Origin of the sequence: Anaerococcus senegalensis JC48, assembly GCF_000321005.1 — a bacterium.
Taxonomy (GTDB): Bacteria; Bacillota; Clostridia; order Tissierellales; family Peptoniphilaceae; genus Anaerococcus; species Anaerococcus senegalensis.
This window is the reverse complement of the sequence record NZ_HE578907.1, coordinates 408003-420154: the sequence shown is the minus strand read 5'-3', so window position 1 is coordinate 420154 and position 12152 is coordinate 408003. Positions and strand designations below refer to the sequence as shown.

Genomic DNA, 12152 nt, shown 5'->3' with positions numbered 1-12152 from the left:
AAAAAATGCAAACTATTAGTAAAAAAGGCATAGTTGTAGAAAATTTGAATGGTAATGTAAAAGTAATGATTCAAAAAGAATCAGGATGTGGTTCATGTTCTTCTTGTGGTGGTTGTGAAATAAAACCATCTTACTACACTACATTTACTAATGAAAATCTAAATCCTGGAGATTTTGTTTATCTTGATTCTGATATAAAAACTGTAAATAGATTATCTTATTTTACTTATCTATTTCCCGTTTTTATGATGATTACAGGAGCAGTTTTGGCAAATACGATATTCAAAGATGCTATTCAAGATAATAATTTACTTACTGTTTTATTTATATTTATATTTCTAGCTCTTTCCATTTTAGTATTAAGGTTTATGGATAAGGGTTATGAAAATAAAGAAATTGTAACATTAAGGAAAGCTTAATAGATAAGGTTAGCTTAGCTAACTTTATCTATTTGTTTATAAAAAAATAGATGGAGAATAATATGAAGGCACCAATAGTAACGCTAGTTGGAAGAACTAATGTTGGAAAATCGACATTATTTAACAAATTAGTTGGAAAAAGAAAAGCCATTACAGAAGATGAAAATGGAGTAACCAGAGACAGAGTATATGATAAGGTAGATTGGCTTGGAAAAGAATTTATCTTAGCAGATACTGGTGGATTAGATATTTCAAATAAGGAAATTATGAATCAAGAGATAAAATCACAAGTAGAAAAAGCTTTATTGGAAAGTGATTTAATTTTATTTGTCGTTGATGGTAGGGAAGGTATAAATCCACATGATTTTGAAATTTCTAACGAGTTAAGAAAATATAATAAAAAAGTAATTGTTGTAGCTAATAAAATTGATAGAGCAATTATACCTGATCATATATATGATTTTTATCAGTTTGGATTTGATGATTTAGTTACAATTTCTGCGGAAGGTTCAAAAAATTTAGGTGATTTACTTGATAAGGTTGTAGAATCGATAGATTTTTCAAAATTTGATACGGACCTTGATGCTACAAGAATTGCTATAATAGGAAAACCTAATGCTGGTAAATCTTCACTAGTAAATCACCTTTTAAATGAAGAAAGAATGATAGTAACTGATATTGCTGGAACTACAAGAGATGCAATAGACACTTACTGGCAATATAAGGATAATAATTATGTTTTAATTGATACAGCAGGACTAAGAAGAAAAAATAAAGTTAGTGATAATATCGAATATTATGCAAACCAAAGAACTTTTGATGCTGTAGATAGTTCAGAAATTTGTTTATTTTTAATTGATGCAACAGTAGGTGTTACTGAACAAGATACAAAGATTGCAGGATATGCACATAATAAAAGAAAAGCTATAATTATTGCTGTTAATAAGTGGGATAAGGTAGAAAAAGAAACTAATACTATGAGAAATATGGAAAGAGAAATAAGAAATAAACTTTCTTTTGCTCTATATGCTCCTATTATTTTTATTTCTGTACTAAAAGGTCAAAGAATTACAGATCTTTTAAACTTACTAGAAATTGTAAATAGTAATTACCATACAAGAATTAAAACAGGTGTTTTAAATACAATCTTACAAGATGCAATAATGATGACAGCCCCTCCTCAAGATAAAGGAAAAAGACTTAAAATATATTATATTTCTCAAGTTCAAGCTGCTCCACCAAAATTTTTATTACATGTAAATGACAAGGAATTGATGCATTTTTCTTATCAAAGATATCTTGAAAATCAAATTAGACAAAACTATAGTTTACAAGGGGTTCCTTTTACTTTTGAAGTTAGAGAAAGGAAAGAAAAATGAAATTTGTTTTAGTAGCACTTTTTTCATATCTAATAGGTTCAATACCTTTTTCTTACCTTATAGGAAAAATATTTTTCAAAAAAGATATTAGAATGATGGGTAGTGGGAACCCTGGAACTACAAATGTTTTTAGAAATTTTGGTGCCCTAGCTGGAACTTTTACTCTTTTTCTAGATATGGCAAAGGGGTTAGTTGCAGTTTATATAACATATTTCTTTTTAGGCGAGAAATATGCTCTTACTTCCTTAGTTTTTGTCGTTCTAGGCCATATTTTTTCAATTTTTTTGAAATTTAAAGGTGGAAAAGGGGTAGCAACATCTGCGGGAGCACTATTTGCATATGATTTACGAGTGTTTTTATGTTTGGCTATTGTTTTTGTTGTAATATTTTTAATTACAAGAACTGTATCAAAGGCATCTTTGAGTGCTTGTATTTTGGCACCCTTTATATCCTATTATTTTCAACAGATGAGTTTATTTACAATAATTATTACTTGTGTAGCATTAATGATTATTGTAGAACATAGGGCAAATATAATTAGAATTAAAAATCATGAAGAAAAAAAGATGTTTTGAGGTAGTAATATGAATATTTCAATTATTGGTGCAGGAAGTTGGGCGAGTGCTATTGCTGATTCCTTGTCAAAAGAAAATAACGTACTTATGTATGCTAGAAATATTGAAGATGTGAATAATATAAATAATTTTAATATAAATAAAAAGTATTTTGATAAGGTAAAATTAAGTGAAAATATTAAGGCAACAAATAATTTAGAAAAATTATTAGATAATGATATTATTATAAATGCAATTCCAACTCAGTCTATAAGAGAAGTTTTAGAAAAGATAAAAGATAGGCTTGATAATAAGATACTGATAAATTTGTCAAAAGGTATTGAATTGAAAAGTTATAAAAGAGTATCAGAAATTATAAAAGAATTAAACTCAAATTGCACTTATGCAGTTTTAACTGGTCCTAGTCATGCAGAAGAAGTTATAAAAAAAATGCCTACAGCTTTGGTTTGTGCTTGTGAAGATGAAGAAGTTGCTATAAAAATTCAAAATTTATTTTCTAAAGATTATTTAAGAGTATATACTTCAACTGACGTAATTGGATCTGAAATTGGAGGAGCTATAAAAAATGTACTTGCTTTTGGAATAGGAATGGTTACAGGTCTTGGATTTGGAGATAATACAAAAGCTGCAATTATGACTAGAGGAATTTATGAAATGAATAAATTTGCTGTAAGTCAAGGGGCAAATTCAAAATCAATAAATGGTCTTTGTGGTATAGGAGATTTAATCGTAACTGCGACTAGTATGCATTCAAGAAATAATAGGTGCGGGATTTTATTTGGTAAAGGTTATTCATTAGAAGAAGCTTGTAACAAGGTGAAGACTGTTGTAGAGGGTATTCCTACAACAAAAGCTTTATATGAATTATCATTAAAAGAAAATATCGAATTACCAATAACCAAAGAAATATATAAAGTGATATTTGAAAATTCAGATCCAAAAAAATCAGTAGAAATATTGATGAATAGAGATAAAAAAAGCGAATATTAAAGGATGTGTTATGACTATAAAAGAAAATATTGATAATCTAATAATTGATATGAACGATTATGATGCAAAGCTTTTAGCAGTTACTAAAACTCATGGAATTGATAAAATAATGGAAGTTTATGATTATGGCCTAAGAGATTTTGGTGAAAATAAAGTTCAAGAGCTTTTAGACAAGAAGAAAAAGATGCCAGACGATATTAATTGGCATTTAATAGGACATTTACAAACAAATAAAGTAAATAAAATTGTAGGAGAAGTAAGTCTAATTCATTCAGTTGATTCTTTGAAAATTTTAAAAAAAATTAATAATAGGGCAAAAAAATTATCCATAGTTCAAGATTGTTTATTACAAGTTAATATCTCTAAAGAAGAAACAAAATCAGGATTTTTTGAAGAAGATATTGATAAAATAATTGATCAAGTAAAAGAATTAGAAAATATCAAGATAAAAGGATTAATGACTATGGCTCCTAATACTGAAGATATTTCAGTAATTAGATCATGTTTTAAAGGACTTAAAAAAATATTCGATAATTTATCCAATTTAAGTTATAATAATATTGAAATGGAATATCTTTCAATGGGAATGACACACGATTATAAAATAGCTCTAGAAGAAGGGGCAAATATTATAAGAGTTGGTTCAAAAATATTTGGTAAAAGGATGTATAAAAATGTTAGATAAATTTAAAGAATTTATAGGAATTAACGACGATTACGAAGATTATGATGATGAATTAGAAGAAGATGAAAAAGAAGAAACAAAATCTAGTGAGATAACTACAGATAGTACTTATACTCCTAGTTCTACTTATGATTTTTCTAATGATTCTATTGGAAATGATGATAAAACTAGCTCTTTCTCATCTTTTTCAAATGATTATTCTTCCAATAAAAATAGAAAAACTAGGGGAGGAGATAATATAGTAAGCATGAATAGTACAAATAGAAATTTTGGTCATAATTCATCAAATAATTTTAGGATTTCAATTCAAGAACCTTTAAGTTATGATGAAGATGGTCCAAAAATAGTAGATGATATTTTAGATAAAAAAGTAGTTGTATTAAATCTAGAAATGCTTGAAGTTGATAAGAAAAGACAAATTTTAGATTTTGTTTCAGGAGCAGTTTACGCTTTAGAAGGAACAGTTGAAAAAGTATCTAAAGGTATTTTTGTAATTTGTCCAAAAGGTGTAGATATTGATAATTATGTAGAAGATCAAATTTCAAACGGAAATTATAATCAACTTTAAGATAATTATTTAAAGATAGATCTTTATGAAATTAGAATATAATATAGATTTTGTTGAAGATAAATCTGTCAGGGCAAATATTAAAAAAGCTATCTCTTTATTAGAAAAATCATTTTATACAAACAAAGAAGTTTCAAGTTTTTTCTTAAATCCATTTGAAATTTCTGTATTAAATGATATAGCAAAAATTAATAATATAGAGATAGTTTTTTTGTCATGTAATGATACAAGTGAAAGACAGATATTTGTAGCGAATCCTTATTCAGATTATATAGAAAAAAGTTCTTATATTAATGTTTTAGAATTTAAACAAAATAATATCTCTCATCCTGATGTATTAGGAGCGCTGTTAAATTTGGGACTAGAAAGAAATGATATAGGCGATATCTATATTGGGGATGATAAGTGTGAATTTGTAATTTTAAACAAAGATAAGGATTTTGTTAAATTTAATTTATTAAAAATCAAAAATGAAAAAGTGAAAGTTGATTTTAAAAAAGATAATAGTCTATCTGCTACTAGAATTGAATATATTGAAAGTAAAGGATTCGTTTCTTCTTTAAGACTCGATAATATTGTAAGTGAGCTTGTTAATCTATCTAGATCAAAAGCAAAGACTTTAATAAAAAGACGTTTGGTTAAAGTTAATTACCAAATTATTGATAATCCTTCAAAAGTTGTAGAAGAAGATTCTTTGATTTCAATTAGAAAAGAAGGAAGATTTATTTTTGACAAAGTTATTGGAAAAAGTAAAAAAGATAATTATCATATAGAATATAGGAAGTATAAATGATTTACACGATTTTTATTATATTAGGAATAGTTTTAGATAGGATAAGTAAATCTTATGCCATATCACATTTTATTGAAAATCCTGTCTACACTAAATTGATTAATTTTATTTATGTTGAGAACAAGGGAGCTGCATTTGGAATATTACAAGATAAGAGGTTATTTTTTATAATTTTAACCTTAGTAGTAGTATCATATTTACTATATTATTTTGTTAGTAATTTAAAAAGTAATCCAAAATTATTAAATATTTCTTTATCTTTAATAGTTTCTGGAGCATTAGGAAATTTCTATGATAGATTATTTCATGGCTTTGTAGTAGATTTTATAGAATTTTCGTTTTTCTCATTCCCAGTTTTTAATGTAGCAGATATATTAGTAACTATAGGATCAGTTTTTCTTATTACTTTTATTATTTTTGGAAAAATGGATGGAGAAGATAATGTCAGTTCAAATAGGAAATGATTGGGATGATATATTAAAAGAAGAACGGAAAAAAGATTATTATATTAATTTAAGAAAAAAATTAATATATGAGTATAAAAATTATACAGTTTATCCGAATATGTATGATATTTTTAATGCTTTAAAGAAAGTTTCTTATAAAGATGTAAAAGTTGTAATTTTAGGTCAAGATCCATACCATGGTCAAGGACAAGCCCATGGTTTTTCTTTTTCTGTAAAAAAAGGAATTAAAACTCCACCATCTTTGCAAAATATATACAAAGAATTACACAATGATTTAGGTTTATATATACCTAATAATGGGAATTTAATAAAATGGGCAGATCAGGGAGTATTACTTTTAAATTCAACTTTAACTGTTAGATCTCATCAAGCAAATTCTCACAAAGATTTGGGTTGGACAATTCTAACTGATAATATTATAAAAATATTGAATGCTAGAAGTAAGCCAATTGTATTTATATTATGGGGCAAATTTGCCCAATCAAAGGAAGAATTAATAACAAATGATAGACACTTGATTATAAAAAGTGCTCACCCATCTCCTTTTGCAGCTCATAGAGGATTTTTTGGTTCAAGACCTTTTTCAAAAACTAATGAATTTTTACAAAAAAATAATTTTAAGCCAATTGATTGGCAAATAGAAAACCTAGACTTATAAGTCTAGGTTTTTTTCAATTAGAGTTTTCATAATATTTAAAATATTTTCTGTAGAAAATATTCCGTCTTCCATTATACTAATTAAGTTATTATTTATGATATAATTTCCCTTGTTAATAATATTAAATTTATTTACACATACAAAACCAGAAGAATTTTTAGAAAGCTTACCATATAAAACTATTAATTTGAGAATAATTGTTTTATTTTTTATTTTAAAATTATAATTATATCCTTGAAAAAACGATTCATCAAAATCCATATTTGATTTGAATTCAAAATTTGCAATATCTTTATTTATATAAGCCTTATCAAGATATACCTTATAATTGTTTATCTTAAAAGAAAGCTTATCATTAATTAATTCTTCAATATTTGATATTGTTTCTGTAGCTATAAGGTCATTTTTATTGTGAATTAAAATAGGCCATGGATTATTTCTGTTTTTAATTTCATTATTTAATTTGCTAATTACCTTATAACGTGATGGGTCATTTCTTTCTATTCCAAATCTTTTTTCAATATTGCTTAGTTTCATTGATTCAAATTCCATTAATTTTCTTTTTGATTTTATGATTTTATAAATATCCTTATTATCTGGAAAAACAGGGTCTAAATTGTTATTTATTAGCCTAATATTTAAAAAAGGAAGGTCAAAAATATCCCCATTATATGTAATTAACTTTTTATCTTTAATTTTTTCCTTATAAATTTTAAGAAGTTTAAATTCTTCATTGTCATTTTTTGCAAAATATTGGTCAATATAGAAATTATCCTTATAAAAATATATTAAACCTAGAACCACTAGACTATCTTTAGTGGGATCAAGTCCTGTTGTTTCTATATCCAAAATGCACTCATCTTTTTTTATATTTTTTTCTTTAAAAGGGTATCTAACACATAACATGTTTGTATTATACCTTATATTTGATTTATTTTCTTTGAAATATTATAATAAGTAAGTTAAAGGATGTGATAGAATGATATATTTAGATAACGCAGCAACTACGAGAATGTATGATGAAGTAATAGATATAGAAAAAGATTTTGAAAAAAAATATTTTGCTAACCCATCAGCTTTACATAGCTTTGGTATGGATGTTGAAAATAAGGTAAAAGAAGCAAGAGACATTATTGCTTCAAATATAAATTGTAATTCTAATGAGATTTATTTTACTAAAGGTGCCACTGAATCAAATAATATAATTATAAGTTCATTATCAAATGAAAAAAATAAAGCACTTACAACAAAATTAGAGCATTCTTCGGTCATTGACGCTTTTGAAAATTCAAGCTTTAAAAAAGTTGACTTAATTAATAACGATAAATTTGGTTTTGTCGATTTAAAAGATTTGGAAGAAAAAATAGATGATGATACAAAGCTTGTATCAATTATCTATGTTCAAAATGAAATTGGTAGTATTCAAAATATAAAAGAAATATCAGAAATAATTAAAGCTAAAAATAAAGATATTTTATTTCACATAGATGCTACCCAAGCTTTTGGAAAAATATCTTGTGATATTAATGAATTGGGAGTAGACTCTATGAGTTTTTCATCCCATAAAATTCATGGACCAAAGGGAATTGGTGGATTATATATTAGTAATAAATTTAAAAATATAATAAAACCAGTATTATATGGTGGAAGGCAAGAAGTTTTCTCATCAGGAACTTTAAATGCCCCTGCTATATATGCTTGCTCAAAAGCCTTAGAATTATCAAAAGAAAAGGAAGATTTTGAGTATATTAAAAATTTAAATATTTATTTAAGAAATAAAATCACCGATATATTTAAAGGTTATAAGATTAATTCTCCTACTAAAAATTCTAGTCCATATATTTTAAATATTAGTTTTGAGAAAATAAAATCAGAAGTTTTGCTTCATATGTTAGAAAGTGATAATATTTTTGTTTCAAGTGGATCAGCTTGCTCTAAGGGAAATAACAGCAGAATATTATCAGCCTTAAACTTGGATGAAAAATATATGGATGGAGCTTTGAGATTTTCATTTTCTCATGAAATAACAAAAAAAGATTTAGATTTTCTTGTCAATAAGTTAAATGAATATGTAGATGTAATAAGAAAGGTGTATTAATGCAAGATTTACTTTCAGTTAGTTTTGGAGAATTATTTTTAAAAGGCAAAAATAGAAATAAGTTTTTTAAAACTGCAATTGATAATATAAAAAGAAATATCGAAAAAATTGGATACGATAATATGTATCTTGAAAGTTCGAAGTTATATATAGAAGCTGATAAAAAGAATTTTGAAAGTTTAACAAAAGAAATAAAAAAAGTATTTGGAATAATTTATATATCTGAAATTAAAAGATGTGATAAAAATTTAGATTCAATAGAGAATGCTATAAAAGAAATACTCGATGATATGGATTTAAAAAATAAAACTTTTAAAGTAATAACAAATAGGGTAGATAAATCATTTGATATAAAATCTCCAGAGCTTTCACAAATGATGGGAGGATATGTATTAAAAAATTATGCCCAAAAAAACAATTTAAAAGTTGATGTTCATAATCCAGACTTCAAAATATTTATAGATATTAAAAAATATGCTTATGTCTACGCAAACCGACATGAAGGAGTTGGAGGTCTTCCTTTAGGATCTAGTGGTAATGGATTATTGTTATTATCTGGAGGTATAGATTCTCCAGTAGCTGGCTTTGTGATGGCAAAAAGAGGAATGAGAATTGATTGCTTACATTTCCATTCTTATCCATTTACGTCAAAAAGAGCCTTACAAAAAGCTATTGATTTAGGAAAAATATTATCTCAATATACTGGAAAAATGAGAATCTATTCTATTAATATGGCTGAAATTTATAAATCAATTAATAAAAATTGTCGTAGAAATCAAACTACAATTTTATCAAGAAGATTTATGATGAGAATTGCAGAAAAAATTTCTGAAAAAAATAATTACCATGCATTAATCACTGGTGAAAGCTTAGGACAAGTTGCAAGTCAAACTGTAGAATCTATGACTGTGATTGAAGATGCTACAAAACTTCCAATATTTAAACCTTTAATTGCTCTTGATAAAACAGAAATTATTGACAGAGCATTATTTATAGGATCTTACGAAAAAAGTATTGAACCTTTTGATGATTGTTGTTCAATTTTTGCTCCATCAAATCCAATTACAAAACCTAAATTGAAATATATAAAAGAAAGTGAAAGTAAATTAGAAATTGAAGAGCTTGAAAATAATGCGATAGAAAATATGGAAATATTTGATATATAAGTTGACAAAATAAGTAAAAATTGGTAATATGTTAAGGTAAACCGCTCAGTATGGGTTCTGATCACCTTGACTGGCGAGAATCTAAATAGGAGGTGTACTATGTACGCTATAATTAAGACAGGTGGAAAACAATATAAAGTATCAGAAGGCGATCTAGTTAGAGTTGAAAAACTTAATGCAGAAGTAGGAGAAAGTGTAAGCTTTGAAGATGTACTATTAGTAAAAAGTGATAGTGATTTAAAAGTTGGAACTCCAAAAGTTGAAAATGCAAAAGTAGAAGCAACTGTAAAAGATCAAGCTAAAGATAAAAAAGTAGTTGTGTTTAAATATAGACCTAAAAAAGCATCAAAATCTAAAAAAGGTCATAGACAACCATATACTTTAGTAGAAATTAACAACATTTCTTGTTAATGATTGATGTTACTTTATTAAAAAAAAGAAAAAAAGATTGGGATTTGCTATAAAAGGTCATGCAAATTTTGATCAACATGGATATGATATAGTTTGTGCTGCAGTTTCTATTTTATCTTACACAGCAGTAAATACACTGGATTATTATAAGATAGATTTTGATTTTTCAGATTCTGATGAAATCATGGAAGTTTTACTAAATAAGTCAGATGATAAATCAGAAATTATTTTAAGTGATTTTGAAATAGGTATAAAAACTTTACTTACAAACTATAATGAATATGTTAATTTAAATTATAGGGAGGTTTAGGATGTTTTTAAACATTAACTTACAAAGATTTTCTAGTAAAAAAGGAGTTTCTTCTTCAAAAAACGGTAGAGATTCTAATTCAAAAAGACTAGGCGTTAAGAGAGCTGATGGACAAGCAGTAAATGCTGGTACAATTATCGTTAGACAAAGAGGAACAAAAATTCACCCAGGCGAAAATGTTAAAAAAGGTGGAGATGATACATTATTTGCTTCATGCAATGGTATTGTTAAATTTGAAAGAAAAGGAAAAAATAGAAAACAAGTTTCTGTATATCCAAAGCAAGACATTGCTTAATAGAGAACTAGCTTGCCTACGGGCAAGCTTTTTTTGTAAAAGGAAATTTAATGATTGATAATGCAAAAATTGAACTTCAAGCAGGAAAAGGTGGAGATGGAGCCGTAGCTTTTAGACGTGAAAAATATGAACCTACGGGTGGACCTGCAGGTGGAGACGGAGGAGATGGAGCTAGTATTTATATAAAAGCTACCAATTCACTTTCAACTCTTGAAGAGTTTAGATATAAATCAAAATATAAAGCCACAAACGGCGAAGATGGAATGGGGAAAAAAAGATTTGGGAAAAAAGGTGAAGATCTTTATTTATTTGTACCTGTTGGCACTATTGTAAGAGAAGTTTCAAGTGGCAAAATAATTAAGGATTTTAAGAAAAATGGCGAAGAATTTCTTATAGCAAAAGGTGGAAGAGGTGGAAAAGGTAATGTTCACTATAAATCTTCCACAAGACAAGCTCCTCGTTTTGCTCAAAAAGGTAAAGAAGGCCAAAAAATTACAGTAAATCTTGAGTTAAAGATACTAGCAGATGTTGGACTTGTTGGATTACCAAATGTAGGTAAGTCAACTTTAATTTCTGTGATTTCAAAAGCTAAGCCAAAAATCGCAAATTATCATTTTACAACACTAGATCCTAATCTTGGAGTTGTAAAAATCGATAAAGAAAGATCTTTTATTGTAGCAGATATACCTGGATTGATTGAAGGTGCTAATGAAGGATTAGGATTAGGCCATGACTTTCTAAAACACGTTCAAAGATGTAAGATTTTAGTACATTTGGTAGATATATCAGGATTTGAAGGAAGAAATCCAATTGAAGATTTTGAGCTAATAAATAAAGAGCTAGAATTATTTGATGAAAACTTAGCTAATAAATATCAAATAATTGCTTTAAATAAATCTGACTTAGATTTAAATGAAAATTATAAAAAATTTGAAGAAAAATTTTCTGAGAAATACAAGATTTTTAGAATTTCAGCAGCTACTACTAACGGTATAAAGGAATTAATAGATGAAGTTAGCAATGTATTATATTCTTTTGATGATGAACAATATAATCTAGATGAGGAAGTAGATGAAGATTATCTAGATGAATTTTATGATATGTCTGTTGCAAGTGATGAATTAAACTTTGAAATAGAAGAAGGAATTTTTGTATGCAGTGGATATAGGATTGATAAGTTGCTTGAAAAAGTAAATTTAGATGATTATGACAGCCGTATGTATTTTGAAAGAAATTTAAGAGAAATGGGTGTTTTTGATAAATTTAGAGAAATGGGTATTCAAGAAGGCGATTTAGTTGCAATCGGCGATATAGTATTTGACTATTATGAATAGGAGG

At 26.6% G+C, this 12152-nt stretch carries 16 protein-coding genes; 15 read left to right on the top strand and 1 reads right to left on the bottom strand.

Annotation, left to right across the window (positions count from 1 at the left end):
• Positions 1-5: 5 nt before the first annotated feature.
• The 9 genes from ASHG_RS02140 (at position 6) to ASHG_RS02100 (ending at position 6534) form a co-directional block, all read left to right on the top strand.
• Positions 6-419, top strand: coding sequence for a SoxR reducing system RseC family protein (locus tag ASHG_RS02140; protein WP_040397215.1), 414 nt, complete (start codon positions 6-8; stop codon positions 417-419).
• A 62-nt stretch (positions 420-481) separates the two neighbouring features.
• Positions 482-1798, top strand: a complete 1317-nt coding sequence (gene der, locus ASHG_RS02135) for a ribosome biogenesis GTPase Der (RefSeq protein ID WP_040397213.1) — start codon at positions 482-484, stop codon at positions 1796-1798.
• On the top strand, positions 1795-2373 hold the full coding sequence (plsY, locus tag ASHG_RS02130) for a glycerol-3-phosphate 1-O-acyltransferase PlsY (RefSeq protein WP_040397212.1): 579 nt from the start codon (positions 1795-1797) through the stop codon (positions 2371-2373). Before der ends, plsY begins: the two co-directional genes overlap by 4 nt.
• A 9-nt stretch (positions 2374-2382) precedes the next feature.
• Positions 2383-3363: an NAD(P)H-dependent glycerol-3-phosphate dehydrogenase gene (locus ASHG_RS02125; protein WP_040397211.1), complete on the top strand. Its 981-nt coding sequence runs from the start codon at positions 2383-2385 to the stop codon at positions 3361-3363.
• Positions 3364-3373: 10 nt separating this feature from the next.
• The gene (locus ASHG_RS02120) at positions 3374-4048 is read left to right on the top strand and encodes a YggS family pyridoxal phosphate-dependent enzyme (RefSeq protein WP_040397210.1); all 675 of its coding nucleotides are present in this window, start codon (positions 3374-3376) and stop codon (positions 4046-4048) included.
• The gene (locus tag ASHG_RS02115) at positions 4038-4616 is read left to right on the top strand and encodes a cell division protein SepF (RefSeq protein WP_040397209.1); all 579 of its coding nucleotides are present in this window, start codon (positions 4038-4040) and stop codon (positions 4614-4616) included. Before ASHG_RS02120 ends, ASHG_RS02115 begins: the two co-directional genes overlap by 11 nt.
• Before the next feature lie 25 nt (positions 4617-4641).
• Positions 4642-5409 (top strand): YlmH/Sll1252 family protein, encoded by a 768-nt coding sequence (locus tag ASHG_RS02110; protein ID WP_040397208.1) that lies wholly within the window; start codon positions 4642-4644, stop codon positions 5407-5409.
• Positions 5406-5873, top strand: coding sequence for a signal peptidase II (gene lspA / locus ASHG_RS02105; RefSeq protein WP_040397207.1), 468 nt, complete (start codon positions 5406-5408; stop codon positions 5871-5873). The genes ASHG_RS02110 and lspA overlap by 4 nt, the downstream gene beginning before the upstream one ends.
• Positions 5851-6534, top strand: a complete 684-nt coding sequence (locus ASHG_RS02100; RefSeq protein ID WP_040397206.1) for a uracil-DNA glycosylase — start codon at positions 5851-5853, stop codon at positions 6532-6534. The genes lspA and ASHG_RS02100 overlap by 23 nt, the downstream gene beginning before the upstream one ends.
• Here ASHG_RS02100 and ASHG_RS02095 read toward each other — a convergent pair.
• Entirely contained in the window at positions 6529-7383 is an 855-nt protein-coding gene (locus tag ASHG_RS02095) for a ribonuclease H-like domain-containing protein (protein ID WP_244264226.1), read from the bottom strand. The two genes, ASHG_RS02100 and ASHG_RS02095, sit on opposite strands and share 6 nt — an antisense overlap.
• 130 nt (positions 7384-7513) lie before the next feature.
• On the opposite strand from ASHG_RS02095, the gene ASHG_RS02090 reads away from it, so the two are divergent.
• From ASHG_RS02090 to obgE, 6 genes are all read left to right on the top strand, one after another.
• Positions 7514-8632, top strand: coding sequence for a cysteine desulfurase family protein (locus ASHG_RS02090; protein WP_040397204.1), 1119 nt, complete (start codon positions 7514-7516; stop codon positions 8630-8632).
• A complete protein-coding gene (gene thiI / locus ASHG_RS02085) occupies positions 8632-9798 on the top strand; it encodes a tRNA uracil 4-sulfurtransferase ThiI (RefSeq protein WP_040397203.1) in 1167 nt (388 codons plus the stop codon). Before ASHG_RS02090 ends, thiI begins: the two co-directional genes overlap by 1 nt.
• 99 nt (positions 9799-9897) lie before the next feature.
• Positions 9898-10209: a 50S ribosomal protein L21 gene (gene rplU / locus ASHG_RS02080; protein WP_040397201.1), complete on the top strand. Its 312-nt coding sequence runs from the start codon at positions 9898-9900 to the stop codon at positions 10207-10209.
• Between the two features lie 37 nt (positions 10210-10246).
• Positions 10247-10519 carry a ribosomal-processing cysteine protease Prp gene (locus ASHG_RS02075; RefSeq protein ID WP_051145860.1) on the top strand — a complete coding sequence of 91 codons (273 nt, stop codon included), beginning with the start codon at positions 10247-10249 and terminating at the stop codon, positions 10517-10519.
• A gap of 1 nt (position 10520) precedes the next feature.
• On the top strand, positions 10521-10814 hold the full coding sequence (gene rpmA, locus ASHG_RS02070) for a 50S ribosomal protein L27 (protein ID WP_040397197.1): 294 nt from the start codon (positions 10521-10523) through the stop codon (positions 10812-10814).
• A 50-nt stretch (positions 10815-10864) separates the two neighbouring features.
• The gene (gene obgE, locus ASHG_RS02065) at positions 10865-12148 is read left to right on the top strand and encodes a GTPase ObgE (protein WP_040397195.1); all 1284 of its coding nucleotides are present in this window, start codon (positions 10865-10867) and stop codon (positions 12146-12148) included.
• Positions 12149-12152: the final 4 nt, after the last annotated feature.